General features: G+C 72.3%; 17 protein-coding genes. 6 read left to right on the plus strand and 11 right to left on the minus strand.

Going from position 1 to position 18,424, the window contains the following annotated elements; all coding sequences use genetic code 11:
• Positions 1–907 (plus strand): M23 family metallopeptidase (locus ACXR2U_RS15945; protein WP_458826054.1); only part of this gene is annotated, 907 nt, incomplete at its 5' end.
• Positions 908–1,114: 207 nt separating this feature from the next.
• Complete coding sequence (locus tag ACXR2U_RS15950) at positions 1,115–2,545, plus strand: glycosyltransferase 87 family protein (RefSeq protein ID WP_458826055.1); 1,431 nt, start codon at positions 1,115–1,117, stop codon at positions 2,543–2,545.
• On the opposite strand, the gene pcrA is transcribed toward ACXR2U_RS15950, so the two are convergent.
• Both pcrA and ACXR2U_RS15960 read right to left on the minus strand, forming a co-directional pair.
• A complete protein-coding gene (pcrA, locus tag ACXR2U_RS15955; RefSeq protein WP_458826056.1) occupies positions 2,521–4,899 on the minus strand; it encodes a DNA helicase PcrA in 2,379 nt (792 codons plus the stop codon). The genes ACXR2U_RS15950 and pcrA overlap by 25 nt on opposite strands.
• Before the next feature lie 71 nt (positions 4,900–4,970).
• Positions 4,971–6,350, minus strand: a complete 1,380-nt coding sequence (locus ACXR2U_RS15960) for a hypothetical protein (RefSeq protein ID WP_458826057.1) — start codon at positions 6,348–6,350, stop codon at positions 4,971–4,973.
• A gap of 458 nt (positions 6,351–6,808) precedes the next feature.
• On the opposite strand from ACXR2U_RS15960, the gene ACXR2U_RS15965 reads away from it, so the two are divergent.
• From ACXR2U_RS15965 to ACXR2U_RS15975, 3 genes are read left to right on the plus strand one after another with little or no spacing between them, the layout of a single operon-like run.
• Complete coding sequence (locus ACXR2U_RS15965; RefSeq protein WP_458826058.1) at positions 6,809–7,108, plus strand: chorismate mutase; 300 nt, start codon at positions 6,809–6,811, stop codon at positions 7,106–7,108.
• Complete coding sequence (locus tag ACXR2U_RS15970) at positions 7,090–7,854, plus strand: PIG-L deacetylase family protein (RefSeq protein WP_458826059.1); 765 nt, start codon at positions 7,090–7,092, stop codon at positions 7,852–7,854. The genes ACXR2U_RS15965 and ACXR2U_RS15970 overlap by 19 nt, the downstream gene beginning before the upstream one ends.
• A gap of 21 nt (positions 7,855–7,875) precedes the next feature.
• Positions 7,876–8,937 (plus strand): alpha-hydroxy acid oxidase, encoded by a 1,062-nt coding sequence (locus ACXR2U_RS15975; RefSeq protein ID WP_458826060.1) that lies wholly within the window; start codon positions 7,876–7,878, stop codon positions 8,935–8,937.
• Between the two features lie 65 nt (positions 8,938–9,002).
• Here ACXR2U_RS15975 and ACXR2U_RS15980 read toward each other — a convergent pair whose 3' ends face one another.
• Both ACXR2U_RS15980 and ACXR2U_RS15985 read right to left on the minus strand, forming a co-directional pair.
• Positions 9,003–9,644, minus strand: a complete 642-nt coding sequence (locus tag ACXR2U_RS15980; protein WP_458826061.1) for a LuxR C-terminal-related transcriptional regulator — start codon at positions 9,642–9,644, stop codon at positions 9,003–9,005.
• Positions 9,641–10,816 (minus strand): ATP-binding protein, encoded by a 1,176-nt coding sequence (locus ACXR2U_RS15985; protein WP_458826062.1) that lies wholly within the window; start codon positions 10,814–10,816, stop codon positions 9,641–9,643. The genes ACXR2U_RS15980 and ACXR2U_RS15985 overlap by 4 nt, the downstream gene beginning before the upstream one ends.
• A gap of 142 nt (positions 10,817–10,958) precedes the next feature.
• On the opposite strand from ACXR2U_RS15985, the gene ACXR2U_RS15990 reads away from it, so the two are divergent.
• Positions 10,959–12,224: a PspC domain-containing protein gene (locus tag ACXR2U_RS15990; protein WP_458826063.1), complete on the plus strand. Its 1,266-nt coding sequence runs from the start codon at positions 10,959–10,961 to the stop codon at positions 12,222–12,224.
• A 53-nt stretch (positions 12,225–12,277) separates the two neighbouring features.
• Here the strand turns inward: ACXR2U_RS15990 and ACXR2U_RS15995 are convergent, their stop codons facing one another.
• From ACXR2U_RS15995 to ACXR2U_RS16025, 7 genes are all read right to left on the minus strand, one after another.
• Positions 12,278–12,499, minus strand: coding sequence for a hypothetical protein (locus ACXR2U_RS15995; protein WP_458826064.1), 222 nt, complete (start codon positions 12,497–12,499; stop codon positions 12,278–12,280).
• 123 nt (positions 12,500–12,622) lie between these two features.
• Positions 12,623–13,441: an FAD binding domain-containing protein gene (locus ACXR2U_RS16000; protein ID WP_458826065.1), complete on the minus strand. Its 819-nt coding sequence runs from the start codon at positions 13,439–13,441 to the stop codon at positions 12,623–12,625.
• Complete coding sequence (locus ACXR2U_RS16005; RefSeq protein ID WP_458826066.1) at positions 13,438–13,974, minus strand: (2Fe-2S)-binding protein; 537 nt, start codon at positions 13,972–13,974, stop codon at positions 13,438–13,440. Before ACXR2U_RS16005 ends, ACXR2U_RS16000 begins: the two co-directional genes overlap by 4 nt.
• Complete coding sequence (locus ACXR2U_RS16010) at positions 13,971–16,304, minus strand: xanthine dehydrogenase family protein molybdopterin-binding subunit (protein WP_458826067.1); 2,334 nt, start codon at positions 16,302–16,304, stop codon at positions 13,971–13,973. Before ACXR2U_RS16010 ends, ACXR2U_RS16005 begins: the two co-directional genes overlap by 4 nt.
• A 65-nt stretch (positions 16,305–16,369) precedes the next feature.
• On the minus strand, positions 16,370–17,215 hold the full coding sequence (locus ACXR2U_RS16015; protein WP_458826068.1) for an SDR family NAD(P)-dependent oxidoreductase: 846 nt from the start codon (positions 17,213–17,215) through the stop codon (positions 16,370–16,372).
• Positions 17,216–17,300: 85 nt separating this feature from the next.
• The gene (locus ACXR2U_RS16020; protein ID WP_458826069.1) at positions 17,301–17,894 is read right to left on the minus strand and encodes a 3,4-dihydroxy-2-butanone-4-phosphate synthase; all 594 of its coding nucleotides are present in this window, start codon (positions 17,892–17,894) and stop codon (positions 17,301–17,303) included.
• The gene (locus tag ACXR2U_RS16025; RefSeq protein ID WP_458826108.1) at positions 17,891–18,400 is read right to left on the minus strand and encodes a flavin reductase family protein; all 510 of its coding nucleotides are present in this window, start codon (positions 18,398–18,400) and stop codon (positions 17,891–17,893) included. Before ACXR2U_RS16025 ends, ACXR2U_RS16020 begins: the two co-directional genes overlap by 4 nt.
• Positions 18,401–18,424: the final 24 nt, after the last annotated feature.

Genomic DNA, 18,424 nt, shown 5'->3' on the forward strand with positions numbered 1-18,424 from the left:
GGTCGCGCCCGCCGGACTCGCGCCGTCGCTGCGGCCCGTCCGCGTCCCGACCGGCCTGCGCGGCGCCGCCCTCAAGGTCCCCGTCCTGGCCGGCGGGTGGCGGCTGCCCACCCGCACCCCGCTCGTGCTCGCCGGTGCCGTCGCCGTCACGGTCGTCGTCACCGACCAGGCTGGGCTGTTGTCGTCCACCGAGGCCGGGGCCGCCGCGACCGCGGCGCAACAGCGCGTCCTCACCGCCAACGCCGCGGCCGAGACCCAGCAGCAGGCCGTGCGGGCCGACCAGGCCGCCGCCGACGCCGCGGCGTCCGAGGGCGCCCGACAGGCCCGCGCGCGCGTCTCCCGCCTCGAGCGTTCACCCCTCACGGCTGCGAGCTCCACGACCACCCCCGCGACCCCGGGTGCCGCCCCGACGCCCGCCGGGACGGCCGTCGCCGCCGCCCCGCCGCCGGACAGCGTCATGAAGCCGGGTCAGACCGTTCCCGGCGACTGGGTGCGTCCGACCGCGAAGGGCATCTACAACAGCTGCTTCTGCGCCCGCTGGGGCACGATGCACGAGGGCATCGACTTCGCCGCCCCGCTCGGCAGCCCGATCCTCGCCGTCGGCGACGGCGTGGTCGTGCAGGCCGGCCCCGCGAGCGGCTTCGGCAACTGGGTGATCATCCAGCACGAGAACGGCGACATGACGATCTACGGCCACATGAAGTACTACTTCGTGAAGGTCGGCCAGAAGGTCAAGGCGGGGCAGGAGATCGCCCTGGTCGGCCAGGAGGGTCAGTCGACCGGTCCCCACCTGCACCTGGGCGTGAAGATCGGCAGCACCACCGGCCACGACGGCACCTACGTCGACCCGGTCCCGTGGCTCGTCGCCCGCGGCATCAGCGTCGGCACGTACAACCAGAACGGCTGACGGGCGGTCGACGGCGGCACGCCGTCGGAACGGCTGATCCTCCGCCGGTCCCTGGCTGAGCCGCCCCTGAACGACCGGCGAGCGTCACGCCCAGGGTGATTTGACCTCGTCCGTCCCGCCCGTAGGCTTGACGACGACATCCGTGCGGGCGCGTCGCTGATCCTGCCGAAGCCCCGTGGACTGCCGACAGCAGGGAGACATCGACCGGTGAACCGGGTGGCCGAGCGCGTCGACACGACGCTGCTGCGACTCCCCGCCTGGCGGGTCCCCTCGCGGCTCGACCCCGCCGACCGGCGTTCCCCGTGGTGGACCTGGCTCGTCACCCGCGCCTTCATGCTGCTCGTGGTCGGCTTCGCGCAGCAGAACGTCGTCGGTGACGTCACCTACTACGGTCGCAGCCTCTACGCGATGTTCCGCCACGGTCTGCCGCTGCGCGAGACGCTGCAGGAGTACCCGCTGCCGGTGTTCGGCGTCCTGCTCCCCCAGTTCCTCGCGGGCGGGCTCAACCCGTTGGCGTTCGCCGTCCTGTTCTTCCTCTCGATGCTGGCCGTCGACGCCCTGTTCTTCCGGCACCTGCTGCGGACCCGCGCCGCGTTGCGCCCGGAGCAGGTGGGGACGGCGGGTGCGATCGGGTTCTGGATCTGGTTCGTCCCGCTCATGGGTCCGATCGCCTACTTCCGCTTCGACCTCGTCCCGGCGGTGCTCGCCGGCGCCGCGGTCATCTCCGTGGTGACCCGCCCGGCGCGCTCGGGTTGGATGACGGCCGCCGGCGCCGGTCTCAAGCTCTGGCCCGCTGCGCTGCTGCCGAGCTTCCTGGTCCGGCGCGAGGGTCGCCGTCGCGCGTTCCTCGGCTTCCTCGCGGGCGGTGTCGTCGTCCTCGGCGTGTCCGTCCTCGTCGGCGGCTTCGCGCGCCTGGTGTCGCCGCTGCAGTGGCAGTCCGACCGCGGCCTGCAGATCGAGTCGATCTTCGCGCTGCCGCTGGTCGTCGCCCGCGTCTTCTCCCCCGACACCTGGACGGTGAAGGTCAGCCCCTACAAGGCCTGGGAGGTCTTCGGCGGCGGCGCCCACGCGCTGGTGCTCGCGAGCACCGTCGCGACCGGGCTCACCGTGGTCTGGCTGGTGTGGACCTGGGCGCGCGCGTTCCGCCTGCGCGAGGTCCCGATCGAACTGGTCGGCTGGCTGGTCTTCGCGACCGTCGCGGTGATGACGGTCGTCAACAAGACCCTCAGCCCGCAGTACCTCATCTGGCTCGGCGGCCCGCTCGCCGCGATGATGCTCAGCCGCCGCCCCGATCCCGCGCTGCGCCGCGTGGCCGTGCTGCTGCTGGTCATCGCCGGACTGACCCAGCTGATCTTCCCGCTGGCCTACACCTGGTTGCTCGGCGACTCCCCGTGGCAGCTGCCGATCGCGACCCTGCTGCTGGTCGTCCGCAACGTCCTGCTCGTGGTGGTCACCTGGACCGCCTGCCGCACGGTCTGGACGATGACCCGCGCCGTGGCCGCCACCTCCGGCGACGCGGCCGACGGGACGGGCGAGACCGGCGACCGGCCGCGGTCGTTCGCGGTGAGCAACCTGCGCGGCGTCGCCGGGGACGAACACGACGACGACGACGCTCAGAGCTTGTCGAGCACCGCGTAACGCAGCACGAGCCACTTGCGGCCGGCGTCGCCGCCGAAGTCGATCTGCGCCTGCGCCTTCTCCCCCTCGCCGCGGGTGGCCGTGACGGTCCCGAGCCCCCACGAGTCGTGGGTGACCCGGTCGCCGACCTCGAGGGCGATGACGTCGCGGTTGCCCGCGCCGCCGCGCAGGCCGCCCCGCGCCGCGAGTTGCGACTGCGCCGAACGCCGCGGGCTCGAGCGGTAGCCGTGGTCGGAATAGGCGCCGGACGAGGGCTGGTCGTCGCCGTAGGACGGCACGTACGGCGCCCGGCCGACCGCCCCGGTCCAGTGCACGAGCTCGCCCGGGATCTCGTCGAGGAAACGGGACGGGCCGTTCCACGCGGGCTGCCCGAACGCGCTGCGGGCGAGCGCCCGCGACAGGAACAGCCGCTCCCGCGCCCGGGTGATGCCGACGTAGGCGAGGCGTCGTTCCTCGGCCAGTTCGTCCGGATCGGACAACGCCCGGATGTGGGGGAAGACGGCGTCCTCCATCCCGGCGAGGAACACGACGGGGAACTCCAGGCCCTTCGCGGTGTGCAGGGTCATGAGGGTGACGACCCCGCCCTGGCCGTCGGCGTCGGGGACGCTGTCGGCGTCGGCGACCAGCGAGACCTGCTCGAGGAAGGCGTCGAGCGAGCGGGCCTCCGGGGTGCCCTCGCGGGCCTCGGCGAACTCCTGCGCGACGGTGACCAGCTCCCGCAGGTTGTCGACCCGGCCCTCGTCCTGCGGGTCCTTGGAGTTCGAGAGTTCGGCGAGGTAGCCGGTGCGGTCCAGGACGGCCTCGAGCACCGCGGCGGGGGTGGCGTCCGGCCCGGAGTTCACGCCACGCAGTTCGAGCATGAGGTCGGTGAAGGCCTGGATGTTGGCGAGTGACCGGGCGGGCAGCGGGGCGACGTCGGCGCGTTCGAGCGCCTCGCCGAAGGAGATCGACTCCTCCTGCGCCAGCACCTCGATGACGGCTTCGGACCGGTCGCCGATCCCCCGCCGCGGGGTGTTGAGGATGCGGCGCAGGGAGACGACGTCGTCGGGGTTGGCGATCACCCGCAGGTAGGCGAGGGCGTCGCGGATCTCGCGGCGTTCGTAGAACCGCACACCGCCGACGACCTTGTAGGGCATGCCGACGCGGATGAACACCTCCTCGAACACCCGCGACTGCGCGTTGGTGCGGTAGAAGACCGCGATGTCCGACGGCTGTCGGCCCTCCTTGCGCAACTGCTCGATCTGCAGGGCGACCCACGCGGCCTCGTCGTGCTCGTTCTCCGCGACGTACCCCTCGAGGGGTTCACCGGTGCCGGCGTCGGACCACAGGTTCTTCGCGACCCGGTCGGGGTTGCGGGCGATGACCGCGTTCGCCGCGCCGAGGATCGTCTGCGTGGAGCGGTAGTTCTGCTCGAGCAGGATCGTGGCGGCGTCGGGGTAGTCGCGTTCGAACTCGTTGATGTTGCGGATGGTCGCGCCGCGGAAGGCGTAGATCGACTGGTCGGCGTCACCGACCACCACCAGCTCCGCGGCGGACAGGGTCTCGCGGCCGTCGACGACGTCGGGTTCGCGGGTCAGTTCCCGCACGAGGACGTACTGCGCGTGGTTGGTGTCCTGGTACTCGTCGACCATGACGTGCCGGAACCGGCGGCGGTAGTGGTCCGCGACGTCTGGATGACGCTGCAACAGTTCGACCGTCGACATGATGAGGTCGTCGAAGTCGAGGGCGTGCGCCTCCCGCAGGCGGTTCTGGTACCGCTCGTAGACCGCGGCGAGGACCTGCTCGTTGTCGGTGCTCGCCCGCTCGGCCCACATCGCGGGCGTCACCAACTCGTTCTTGAGGTTGCTCATCTGCACCGCGAGCGACCTCGGCGGGAAGCGCTTGGCGTCCAGTTCCAACTCGCGCGAGACGAGCTGGACCAGCCGCCGGGAGTCGTCGGAGTCGTAGATGGAGAACGACGGGCGCAGGCCCAGGACCTTGGCGTCCTGCCGCAGGATCCGCACGCACATCGAGTGGAACGTGGACACCCACATCGTGCGGGCCCGGCGGCCGACCAGGTCGACGACCCGTTCGCGCAGCTCCGCGGCCGCCTTGTTGGTGAAGGTGATCGCGAGGACCTGCCACGGCGTGACGTCGCGCTCGGCCAGCAGGTAGGCCACGCGGTGGGTGAGCACGCGGGTCTTGCCCGACCCCGCGCCCGCGACGATGAGCAGGGGGCTGCCCTCGTGCTGGACCGCCTGGCGTTGCTGGGGATTGAGGCCCTCGAGCAGGCGCGCGATCGACCCGGCCGTGGGGCGGGCCGCCGACGGGGCGGACGCCGACGCGGCCGTGCCGGGCGGTGCGGGAGCGCTCATCGGGGTCCACCCTACGAGCGCCGTCCGACACCACCCGGCACAGCCGGATGCGGATCGTCAGCGAGCGACGGTCAGGAGACCGCGCCGTTCACCTGCGCGGCACCATCCGTGCTGGCCGTCTTGGACGCCCCGACCGGGTCGAGGACGAACAGGCCCTGCACGTCCACCACGATGTCCACCCGCCCGGCGGCGTTCCAGGTCATGAACGTGCCCAGGCTGGAGACCTTGACCTGCGCGGCGTTGGCCGCGACCTGCCCACGACCCAGGTTGATGTTGCTGGCGAGCGGGCGGGCCACCCCGGCCGGGAAGACCGTGAGGTAGGTCGAGATCGTCGGCTTGACCGCGGTCAGGTTGACGTTGAGCGCCCGGACGTCCGAGCTCATCATCCGTGAGACGTTCGACATCCCCGACAGCGCCGGGCCGAGCGACCCGAAGCCCATCTGCTCACGGGTGTCGGTGACGCGGGTCGGGGCGACGGACCGGTAGAGCAGACCGCTCGAGCTGGGCGTCATGTAGGCGCCGCTGATGTCGCCGAGCACCTGCGTGTACGGCGAGAGGTTGTTCTTGATGCTGAAGGTCAGCTTGCTGCAGGCGGCGTCCGTGCACCGGACCGGGATGACGGCGAAGTTCGCGACCGTCTCACCGCGGTTGAAGTTCAGCGTCGAGACCAGCGGCGGGGCGCCGAAGCCGTTCCAGATCGTGAGGTTGCCGGCGCCGCGCGTTCCCGTGACGGTGATGTTCATGACCACCGCGGAGATGGTCTTGTTGATCGCCGGGGTCTGGTAGTTGAGCGTCACGATGCCGATGTTCTTCGGGTAGGTGGTGGTGAGGCCGCCGATCGAGGTCCGGGTGTCGAACAGCCGCACCGGCGCCGCGAGCTGCGAGTAGCTCGTGCCGGCCGCACCGCCGCCGTTGCCGTAGTAACCGAGCACGTCGACGACCACGTGGGCGCGGCCGTTGCCGGCCACCGCCGCGAAGATCGCCAGCTGGTTCTGCTTGCCCGCACCCTGGCCGAGCGCGACGGTGACGGAGTTGGCGCGCGTCTGGTTCGGACTGAAGTTGAGGCTTGAGGCGACCGGCTTGGTCGTCCCCGCCGGGTACGCGGTGAGGTAGCCGCCGGAGCTGGGCAGCGTGACCGTGAGGTTGATGACGGCCGCGGCGGCGGAGGCCCCGCCGAACGCGCGGGACAGGTCGATCACCCGGCTGGTGTTGTTGGCGATCGGGCCACCGGACGCGCGGGTGTCCAGCGCGCGGGTCGGCGTGATCGCGTAGTACCGACCGGCCGGTGCCGCGGCGGTCGCGGTGGTCGACCCGGTGTCGGCGGCCGCGACGGCCGTCGACGAGCCGACCACGGCGGCGCTCACCGCCAACACCAGCGCCGCGGCGCGCAGGCGTCCGCGGATCGGGCTGGAGACGGGGGTGGGGGTGGGGGTGCTCAGGGCAGCGTGCATCGGGGGCTCCCGTTCGGGGGTGTCGGGATGGTGCGATGCCGCCTGTACCCAGGCGCACCCCGGTTCTGTCAAGTGCCGGTCAAGTTCTTGAAGTGCGACCACCGCTCTCCACCGGTCTGTCCGAGTTCGTCCGCAAAACCCGCGGCCCCGGTCGGCCACGGCGGTGAGCGTCCTCGTCGGAAGCCGCTCGGTCGCCGGTCGATCTGCGGTCGGCGGCCGGTCGGTCGCCGGTCGGTTGCCGGTCGGTCGTCCCGCGTGCCACCATGGACGCGTGTCCACCGTTCACGTCTTCACCTTCGGGTATCGCCGCGCGATGCCCGAGACGACCGGCTGACACACACGCCGAACACTCGCCCCGGGACCGCATCGGCCCGGGGCTTTCTCGTGCGCGCACACCGTGCGGCGCGAGGATCCGGGGCGGTGCGGCCCCTGGTCCGAACCCGAGGAGCCAGAACGCCATGAGCACCACCGGAACCAGCACCGCCGGCACGGGGCGCGACGCCCGCCCGGTCGACCCCGTCGAGGCCATCCCGGTCCTGCGTGAACGCATCGACGACCTCGACGCCCAGATCGCGCAGCTCGTGCGCTCGCGCGCCGAGGTCAGCCACCGGATCCAGGCCGCCCGCGTCGAGGGCGGGGGCACCCGCATCGAGCTCGGCCGCGAACGCATCGTCCTGCAGGGCTACCGCGAGGTGCTCGGCCCCGACGGCGCCCTGCTCGGCGACGCCGTCCTGCGCGTGTGCCGGGGTGCCCGCTGAGCGAACCGACGTCGCCGATCGCGCCGCTGCGGGACGGCATCCCGGAGATCGCCCGGGCGCTCGTGGTGGTCGCCCACCCGGACGACATCGACTTCTCCTGCGCCGGGACGGTCGCCCGCATGACCGACGCCGGCATCGCCGTGACCTACCTGCTCGCCACCCGCGGTGACCAGGGCGGTTTCGACGACACCCCCCGCGAGGAGATCGGTCCGCTGCGGGAGCGGGAGCAGCGCGCGGCCGCGGCCGAGGTCGGCGTCGAGGACGTCCGCTTCCTCGACGAACGCGACGGCCACGTCGAGCCGTCGCTGGCGTTGCGGGCGGGGATCTCACGGGTCATCCGGCAGGTCCGGCCCGAGCTGGTCGTCACCCACAACCCGGAGTGGAACTGGGACGCCATGCCCGCGAACCACCCGGACCACATGGCGGTCGGCGAGGCGACGACCCGCGCCGTGTACCCCGACGCCCGCAACCCGTTCGCGTTCCCCGAACTGCTCCAGGACGAGGGGCTCGAGGCGTGGACGGTGCACGAGTTGTGGGTGCTGGGTCTGCAACCGTCGAACCACGTCGTCGACATCACCGAGCAGCTGCCCCGCAAGATCGCCGCGCTCGGCGCCCACGCCAGCCAGACCGCACACGCGGACATCCCCCAGCTGCTGGAGGGGTGGAACGGCGGCATCGCCCGGGAGGCCGGTCTGGGCACCGGCCGTTACGCCGAGAACTTCCGGCGGGTGCTCATCGCGATGTGAGCGGCTCGTAGGGTCGTCGCCATGGACGTCGACGCCCTCGAGGCCGCCGCTCTCGCCGCCGGTCTCGACCGTGAGGCGCACGCCTACTACGCCACCGGAGCCGACGACGAGCTGACCCTCGCCGCCAACCGCGCCGCGTGGGGGCACTGGCGGATCCGGCCGCGCGTGCTGCGCGACGTCGGCGCCGTCGACACCGCCACGACCGTCCTGGGTTCGCCGGTGCGCGCACCGGTCCTGGTCGCGCCGGCGGCCTACCAGCGCCTCGCCGACGACGACGGCGAACGCGCCATGGCCCGCGGGGCCGCGGCGGCCGGGACGGTCATGACGCTGTCGACGATGTCGACGGTCACGCTCGAGGACGTCGCCACCGCCGTCCCCGGGGCTCCGCGCTGGTTCCAGCTGTACGTGCACGTCGACCGCCGGGACACCGAGCGTCTCGTCGACCGCGCCGAGGCGGCGGGCTACTCGGCGCTGGTCGTCACCGTCGACACCCCCGAGCTCGGCCACCGGGTCCGCAACGGCGAGGGCGGGTTCGTGCTCCCGGCCGACATGCCGGTCGCGAACCTCGTCGACACCGGCGGCCAGGCCGGGCGGATCTCCGACTACGCCGCCACCATGTTCGACCCGTCGCTGACGTTCGAGGCCATCGAGTGGTTGGTCGGGCGCACCCGCCTGCCCGTGGTGGTCAAGGGTGTGCTGCGCGGCGACGACGCAGCCGCCGCTGTCGACGCGGGCGCGGCAGCGATCTGCGTGTCGAACCACGGCGGCCGGCAACTCGACGGCGCGGTCGCCACCGCGGACGCGCTGCCCGACGTCGTCGCGGGCGTCGCCGGCCGCGCCGAGGTCTACGTGGACGGCGGGATCACCCGCGGCTCCGACGTGTTGCGGGCCCTCGCCCTCGGTGCCCGGGCCGTGTGGATCGGACGCCCGGCGCTGTGGGGTCTGGCCGTCGGCGGCGCGGAGGGCGTGCGCGACGTCCTCACCCGCCTCTCCGAGGAGACCCGCCTGGCCTTCGCCCTGGCCGGCGTGCGATCGGTGCACGATGCAACACCGGATCTGCTGGTCCACCAGCCCTGGTACTGACCTCCCCGGCCGCGCTCGTGCTCTGAGTGCGCGTGTGCAGTCAGAGCACGACGGTCGGCGGGGCGTCAGGTCAGGCGGCGCTCGGCGGCCCAGCGGGTGAGCTCGTGGCGGTTGGACAACTGCAGTTTGCGCAGGACGTTGCTGGCGTGGGTCTCGACGGTGCGCGCGGAGATGACCAACTGCTCGGCGATCTCCTTGTAGGCGTACCCGCGGGCGAGCAGGCGCAGGACCTCGCGCTCGCGCGGCGTGAGCTGGTCGAGCTCGGGGTCGAGGCTGCCGGGCGGCAGACCGGTGTCGCGGAAGGCGTCGAGCACGAACCCCGCGAGGCGCGGGCTGAACACGACGTCGCCGCCGGCGACCCGCACGATGGCGTCGATGAGCTCGCTCGGTGCGATGGTCTTGGTGACGTAGCCCTGCGCGCCCGCGCGGATGACCGCGATGACGTCCTCGGCGGCGTCCGACACCGACAGCGCCAGGTACTTGCTCGTCGTGTCACCGCCGCGGGTGATGACGTCGGCGCCGCTGCCGTCGGGCAGGTGGACGTCGAGCAGCACGACGTCGGGGGTGTTGGCGGCGATGACCTCGACCGCGGACGCGACGTCGGACGCCTCCCCGACCAGGTCGACGGCGTCGCGGATCTCGGAGCGGACCCCCGTGCGGAACAGGGCGTGGTCGTCCACGATCACCACCCTCGGTCGTCGGCTCATGTCAGCGTGACCTCCAACTCCACCTCGGTGCCCTCCCCCGGTGCGCTGTGCACCGACGACGTCCCGCCGTGCCGTTCCATCCGTTCGGTGACCGAGCGGCGCAGCCCGAGGCGGTCCTCGGCGACGGTGTCGGGGTCGAAACCCTTGCCGCGGTCGCGGACGAACACCACGGCACGGCCGTCGTCGACCTCGACGTAGAGCGAGACGTGTTCCACGCCCGCGTGTTTCGCCGCGTTGACCATCGCCTCGCGGGCAGCGGCGGCGAGGGCTTCGCCGGCCGCGACGATCGGGGCGTCGCCGACGGTGACGACGTCGACCGTCACCCCGTAGGAGTCCTCGACCTCGGCGGCGGCGTCGCGCAGGGCACCGACGACCGTGGTGCTGCGCGCGGCGGGATCGCCCCACAGCAGCGTGCGCAGCTCACGTTCCTGACCCCGGGCGAGGCGGGCGACCTCACGCGGGGAGTCCGCCCGGCGCTGGATCAGCGCGAGGGTCTGCAGCACCGAGTCGTGCACCCGCGCGGCGAGTTCGGCGCGTTCCTCGGACCGGATCCGCTCCCGGCGCTCGTCGCCGAGTTCGCGCACCAGCCGCATCCACCACGGGCCCGTGAGCAACGCCAGCCCGACCGCGGCGATCACGACCGCGGACAGCGTCGTGCCCAGGGACCGGACGTCGGCGCGCACCAGCGAGATGACGATCGCGGCGACGACGAGCGCGGCGCCGACGGCGAGCCGGGCGACCCCGCCGCGGTCGCCCGCGGTGGCCGTGACGACCGACATCGACCGGGCGCTCCAGTGGCGGCGGGTGCCGTCGTCGGCCTGCCGCCAGAGGAACGCGCCGCCCACGCAGGCCAGCAGGGTCGGCAGCAGGAACGACGGCGAGCTCGCCGCGGTCGCGACCACGCCGATCCCGATCAACGCCCCGAGGACGACCTGCACCACGCGGCGGCGCCCGGTCGGCGCGGTCGCGGCCGGGTCGCCCGGCAGCACGATCCAGTAGGCCGCGTAGAGCACGGCGCCGAACCCTCCGAAGAACGCCAGGCCGACGAACGCGAGGCGCACGGTGCGCCGCGGCCAGCGCAGGTGGGCCGCGACCCCGGTGCTCACGCCGCCGACGAGGGCGCCGTCGTCGACCCGCGTGAGGCGGGGACGGCTGGGCGCAGCGGCGGTCACGGGATCCATCATGGCGGCCGGAGGCCCCCGCGGGCACCGGGATGGCCCGGAGCGTCGGGACCGGGTACGGAGGCGGGATCGGGGACGATGTCCGGGCCGACCCTGATGTCCGGGCGCCGTCCGCCCGCCACGCTCGACGGCCATGACCACCATGACGCCACCTCCGACCGACACCCCGCCGCCACCGCCACCGCCAGCGGGGCCACCGCCCGGTGCGCCGGCGCGCAAGCTGCAGCGCTCGCGGACCGACAAGGTCGCGGGCGGCGTCGCCGGCGGCCTGGGCGAGTACTTCGCCCTCGACCCGGTGCTGTTCCGCGTCCTGTTCGCGGTCGCGGCCTTCTTCGGGGGGTTCGGCCTCGTGGCCTACGCGGTGCTGTGGTTCGCGCTGCCGGAGTCGGGCGACACCACCACCTCCCCGGTCGACCGGCTCGGCGGCTGGCTCAAGGCGCACAACGTGCCGTTGTGGCTCGCGGGCGTCGTCGCGGTCGTCGGGTTCTGGTTGCTCGTCGGCGGGTTCGGCGGCTGGTGGGGCCACGGGTTCTTCTTCCCGGGCGCGGCCGTCATCGGCGTGGTGCTGCTGATCGTCGCGTTCTCCCGGCGCGGCGCGACCGGTACGGACGAACGTCCGCCGCCGCCCGGTCCCACCGACACCGCTCCGTTCCCGCCCCACGACGGCCCGGCCGGCGCGCCGACGATCTCGCTCCTCAAGGCGGCTGACGACGACAAGCCGATGGACCAGTGGTACCGCGAGGCGCGGGAGCGGGGACGTGCGCGGCGTCGCCGGGCCCGGCCGCTGTTCCTCGCGACGCTCGGCGCCACCGTGGTCGCGCTCGCGATCGTGGCGATCGTCGACGCCGCGTCCGGTGTGGCCCTGCCGGTGTACGGCCTGGTCGCCGGCGGCACCGTCCTGCTGGGCCTGCTCGCGGGAGTCCTCGCCCGTCGCCCCGCGTTCAGCCTCATCTGGTTCCTCGTGCCGGCGCTCGTGTGGATCGCGGCCTTCGGCGGCACCCACACGTCGTTCCGCGACGGCGCCGGTGAGGTCGCCTACCGCCCGACGTCGGTGGCCGACCTCGACGACGACTACCGCCTCGCGTTCGGCCGCGTGACCCTCGACCTGCGCGGGGTCTACGACGACGCCGCGACCCGCGGCACCCCCGAGCGGGTCGTCGTACGGGTGGGCGCCGGTGTGGCCCGTGTCGTCGTGCCCGAGGACGCCGACGTGACCGTCGTGGCCCAGGTCCGGTTGGGTGCCGTGCTCGTGGACGGCGTCGACGAGCGCCACAGCCGGCAGGGCGCGGGGTGGCGCGCGACCACGCGGATCCCGCCGACGGGTTCGGACGGTCCGCCGCTGCTCGTCGTCCTGCAGGTCACGGACGGCGCGGCTGTACTGGACCACGTCGCGGCGTGAGGACGCCCTACGGGCCGACGGGTCAGCCCGGGCGCACCGCCCGGCCGACCCGCTCACGCCACAGTGCGCTCCGGGATCGGTCGTCGAGCGCGGAGTCGAGCAGGTAGACCGCCGACCGGACAGCTCATGCCGAGTTCCACCAGCGCCGGACGCAGGAACACCTCCGGTGAGGCCACCAGCGTCACGTCGCTCGCCGTCACCGCGGCGATGGCGGCGGTGACGTCCGGATCGTCGGAGCTCGGCAGCTTCGCGCCGAACCCGACGAGGTCGTACACGGTGGGTCACCCGCGCCGGGGATCGACCGGGCGAGCGCGACAGCAGCCGACGTCCAACGTGCGTGACGCCGGTTTCAGGTTGCCGACGACCACCACGACGTCGAGGTCGCGGTCCCCCACGGCCTAGCCCGCGAGCTCGGCCAGGGCACGCCCCACCAGCGTGCGCGCGAGGTGACGCCGGTAGGCGGAGTCAGCGCGGAGGTCGTCGCTCGGTGAGGTGCCCTCGTCGGCCCTCGCCGCGGCTTCGTCCCGCGTGGCTCCGGCCGACAGCGCGGCCTCGGTCGCGGACGCCCGCAAGGGGGTGCTCGCCATGTTCACCAGCGTCACGGTGGTTTCCGGCCCACCCTGCGCCGCGACACCGACGATGGCCCACTCCTGCGCGCGTTGCCGGAACTTCTGGTAGCTCCACGGCTCCCCACGCCGGGTCGGCACCTGGATCTCGGTGAGCACCTCGTCCGGGCGCAACGCGGTCTCCCAGAAGTCGACGAAGAAGTCCTCGACGGGGACCGACCGCTCACCGTCCGGACCGCGCATCACCATCGTGGCCCCGAGAGCGAGCAGCACGGCCGGGAAGTCCGCCGCGGGATCGGCGTGCGCCACCGAGCCACCGATGGTGCCGCGACTGCGGACCTGTGGGTCACCGACGGTGCTCGCCGCGTGGGCGAGCAACGGCACACAGGTGCGGACGGTCTCGCTGCGCTCGAGTTCCCGGTGCCGCACACCCGCCCCGATGTGTAGGACGTCGCCTTCGAGCCGCAGGCCACTCAGCTCGAGCAGGCCGCTGATGTCGACCAGCGTCGACGGCGTCGCCATGCGCAGCTTCATGATCGGCAGCAGCGAGTGACCGCCCGCGAGCAGCTTGGCGTCCTCGTCAGCCGCGATGCGGGCGAGGGCGTCGTCCACCGAGGCGGCCTTCACGTAGTCGAACCTCGTCGGGATCATCGCGCGCCCGCCGCCGCGTCGGAAGCGGACTGCGCCCGTTCACGCTCGGCGGTGGCGACCTCGCCGGGGCCACCGTGTTCTGCTGCCCACTGCACCGATTCCACGATCATCTGGTAGCCGGTGCACCGGCACAGGTTGCCCTCGAGGCCGTCGCGGACGTCGTGCTCGGTCGGGCTGGGCTTGTCGAGCAGGAGGCTGGTCGAGGCCATGAGCATGCCGGGTGTGCAGTAGCCGCACTGCAGGCCGTGGCACTCACGGAACCCCTCCTGGACCGGCGTGAGCTCGCCGCCGGCGGCGAGGCCCTCGACGGTGACGACGGACCGGCCCTCGAGCGACGCCGCGAGCACCGTGCAGGACTTGACCGCCTCGCCGTCGAGCAGCACCGTGCACGCGCCGCAGTTGGACGAGTCGCAGCCAACGTGCGTGCCGGTGAGACCGAGACGCTCGCGCAACAAGTGGACGAGCAGCAGCCGCGACTCGACCGTCTCCTCGGTGGTCACGCCGTTCACGCGCAGCGTGATGTCGTGCTTCATCCGAGATTCTCCTTCGCGTCGGTGATCGAGTGCCACACCTTGACCGGGGTGAGCGGCATGTCGAGCGTGCGGATCCCCAGGTGCTTGACGGCGTCGAGCACCGCGTTGACCACGGCCTGGGGCGCGGCGGTCGCGCCGGCCTCGCCGAGGCCCTTCACGCCGAGGTCGTTGCCGGTCGTCCGGATCTCCAGGTGGTGGTTCTCCATGTTCGGCATGTCCGCGGCGCTGGGCACCGAGTAGTCGACGAGCGTCGACGTCAGCGGCTGGGCGTCGTCGCCGTACCGGACCTCCTCGAGCAGCGCCTGGGCGATGCCCTGCACGACGCCGCCCTGCACCTGACCGCGTGCCAGCAGCGGGTTCACGACCACACCGCAGTCGTCGACCGCGATGTACCGGCGGATCTCGACCATGCCGGTCTGGGGATCGATCTCGACCACGCAGCCGTGCGCACCGCTGGGGTAGCTGAGGTTCTTCGGCTCGTGGTAGTTCGTGAACTCCAGGCCGATGTCCATGCCCTCGGGCAGTTTGTGCGGCTTGTACGAGGTCAAGGCCACGTCGAGCAGGCTGACCTCCGAGCCGGGGGTGCCGCGGACGCCGAGCTTGCCGTCGCGGACCTCGAGGTCGTCGGGCGACGCCTCGAGCATGTGCGCCGCGACCATCTTGAGCTTGGTCAGCATCTCGGTGGCGGCCACCGACACGGCGGGAGCCGCCACCGGCATGGCCCGGCTGCCCATGGTGCCGATGCCCTCCTGCACGACCTGGGTGTCCCCGTACTTGACCGAGATGCGGTCGAAGGGGACGAGACCCTCGAGAGCGTCGGAAGCGATCTGCGCGAACACCGTCTGGTGGCCCTGGCCGTGCGGACTGGTGCCGACTGCAACGGTCAGTGACCCGTCGGGGTTCATCCTCGCCTTGGCCGACTCCCACCCGCCGACGTAGCCGAACTGCTCGAAGAACGCCGACGGGCCGAAACCCGCCATCTCGACGAAGATCGACATGCCGACCCCGAGCAGCTTCGCGTCGGGGTCGGATCGGCGCTCCTCCTGCTCCTTGCGCAGGCCCTTGTAGTCCAGGTGCTCGAGCAACAGCTCCTGCAGCTGCGGGTAGTCGCTCTCGTCGTACACCACGATGGGGAACTGCGTGGCGAACGGCATCTCCTCGGGCTGGATGAAGTTGCGCCGGCGCACCTCGGCCGGGTCCATGCCGAGGTCGAACGCCATGGCGTCCATCAGCCGCTCGATGAGGTAGGACGCCTCCGGACGACCCGCGCCGCGGTAGGCCGCGACCGGCGTCGTGTGCGTGGTGACACTGCGGAACGACGCGCCGATCTTCGGGATCTTGTAGACGCCACCGGACATGAACGAGGTCAGGATCGGCAGTCCGCTCCCCGTGACGTCGGGCCACGCCCCGCAGTCCTGGATGATCTTGACCTGCAGCGCCTGGATGTTCGCGTCGTCGTCGTAGGCGATGACCAGGTCCTGGGTCTGAGCCCGACCGTGAGTCATCGCCAGCATGCTCTCGCTGCGGGTCTCGACGTACTTGACCGGACGACCGAGCCGACGCGACAGCTCCGACGTGAGGATGTACTCCGGGTAGAAGGTGGCCTTGGACCCGAACGCGCCGCCGACGTCGGGCGCGACCACGCGCACCTCCTGCTGCGAGAGGCCGAACATCGTGCACAACTCGTTGCGGATCGGGTGCGGCGCCTGGACCGTCCCCCACAGCGTCAGACCGTCGCGCGTCCAGTTGGCCAGGCACCCGATCGGCTCGATCGGCACCGGCGCGAGGCGCTGGTTGACGATCCGTAGCGACGACCGCCGGGGAGCGGCGTCGATCTCGGCCTGGGCGTCGTCCTCGGTGAGCGGCATGTCCATGACCACGTTGCTCGCCAGGTTCGGCACGATCGGCGCCGCGCCCTCGGCCATCGCCTCGTCGATCGTGGTGAGGACCGGCAACGGCTCGTACTCGACCTCGACGGCTTCGGCGGCGTCGGCGGCGAGGTACTGGTCGGTCGCCACGACCACCGCGACCGGTTCGCCCACGAAGCGCACGACACCGTCGCTCGCGAGGCACGGACGTTCCATGCCGGGCACCGAGCGCGTGTTGGGCAACCCCTCGAGGTCCGCGGCGGTCCAGACGCCGAGGACGCCCGGGAGCGCGCACGCGGCCTCCGCGTCGATGCCGAGGATCCGCGCGTGCGCGATGGGGCTGCGGACGTAGGCCATGCGGACCGTGCCGGGCAGGCGCAGGTCGTCCACGTACTGGCCCCTGCCGGTGAGCAGCGGCGCGTCCTCCTTGCGTCGTACCGGGGTGCCGATGAGGGCAGTCACGTGCGGTCCCTTTCGTCGTCGAGTGGGAGCGGAGTCGTCGGTGGTGTGCGGTGGCGCCCCTGTGGCTACTTGGTCGCTTGGCCGGCGTCCACGAACAGCAGGTGTCCGGTGATGATGCGCGCGTTGTCCGAGGCGAGGAACAGGACGGCGTCGGTGATGTCCTGCATCTCGCCGCGCAGGTTCGGGCCGGGTAGGTTGCCTTGCGCGGAGAAGACCTCGAAGGCCTCGTCCATGTCCATGCCCATCTCGGCCGACAGACCGCGCACCATGCCCGAGCCACGGGCCTCGACGGTGCTGGGTCGGATCGTCGCCGGCGCGATCGCGTTGACGTTGATGTCGAACTCGGCCAGCTCGGTCGCCCAGGCCTTGGTCAGACCGACGACACCGTGCTTGCTCGCCACGTAGTGCGACAGCATGGCGTGGCCGCTGCCCACGACCGCCGACGAGATGTTGACGATCTTGCCGGACCGCTGGCCGATCATGCCCGGCACCACGTACTTGGCCATCCACATCGGACCCTTGAGGTTGGTGTCGATGATGGCGTTGAGGATGTCCGGGTCGACGTCGTGGATGGTGTCGAGGTGGGCCATCCCCGCGTTGTTGACCAGGATGTCGATGCGGTCGAACTCGGCGAGGGCGGTGTCGACCGCCGCCTTGACCTGCTGGTGGTCACGGATGTCGGCCGTCACGGCGAGACCCCGACGGTCGAACGACTCGACCTCCTTGACCGTCTGGTCGAGTTCGTCCCGGGTCGCGGTCTCGTAGAGGCCGGGGATGTTCTCGCAGATGTCGAGGGCGACGACGTCGCACCCCGCCTCGGCGAGGGCACGGGCGTGGTTGGCGCCCTGTCCACGTCCGGCGCCGGTGACCAGCGCGACCTTGCCTTCGAGACCTCTGAGCTGCGCTGCCATGGGTCGTTCCCTTCGTTTCGGTTGAGGTGTCACTGTGCTGCAGACGAGACGCTTCGAGCAAGGGTTTCCGTCAAGTAGTCGGTGTTCACCTACCGACTAACAAGCTGGCGCAGAGCTGACCGAGGAACTCATCAGGTTCTTCCTGTGTCCCGCCGAGGTGTTCCGCCGGCACTCCGAGCGCCCGCGCGAGGGCGCGGCACTCCTCCGCGGTCGCGAGCCCGACGCCCGCGATCCCGCCTGGGACGGCGGCGTGGACCGCCGGGCCGCGCAGAGCGACGTGCACCCGGTCCGCGGTCACTGTGGGGTCGCGCGGGTGGACGACCACCGGCACCACGTGCCCCGGTCGCGTGAGGTCGGGCGCCACGGTGGTCGGGTCGGCGAGCAACGTCGCCGTCCGCGCCCGGTCACGCGCCGAGATCCCCGTGCCGACGTGGGCCGCGGCGTCCACCGACACCCGCTGCCGGCTCGCCGCCGAACCGTCGGCCACCGTGCCCGGCATGGCCGGGAGGTCGAGCCGCGCGGCCGTCTCCTCGGTGACGGTGACGAAGAGGAAACCGCTGCCGTGTCTGACGATCGCCGCGATCGCCGCCGCCGCCGTGGTGGCGGGCGCCGCCAGCACGCCCATGCCGACCGGGTCGTCGAAGAGGACGCGGAGTCCGTCCCGGGCCAGGTCACTCACGACGCACCCGCCGAGCTGTCCTGCAGCCGGGTGAACCCGCTGCGGTGGAAGACCAGGGGGGCGACGTCGGGGTCGGACCGCAGTGATTCGATCGCGACCACCACGATGTGGTGGTCACCCGCCGGCGTGGTGCTCGCGACCGAGCACTCGAGCCAGAGCGCCGCCCCGTGCAGGAAGACTGCTCCACTCGGGGTCGTCTCCCATCCCACCCCAGCGAAGCGGTCGCTCCCCCGCGCCGCGAGTTGGCGGCAGACGACGTCGTGCGAGGCGGCGAGCACCGACAGACCGATGCGCTCGAGGCGGGCCAGCACCGGCCAGGTTGCCGAGGTCTTCGCCACGCAGACCGCGGCGAGGGGCGGATCGAGCGAGACCGACGTGAACGAGCTCGCGGCCATGCCCACGGGAACCCCGTCGCGGAGGGCGGCGAGGGCCATGACGCCGGTCGGGAACGTCCCGAACGCGCACCGGAGTGAGGCCTGGTCCAAGGGGTCGTCGAGAGGCTCCATCACGCGGTCACGGCACCGGTCGCG

The organism is Jatrophihabitans sp. YIM 134969, assembly GCF_054456675.1.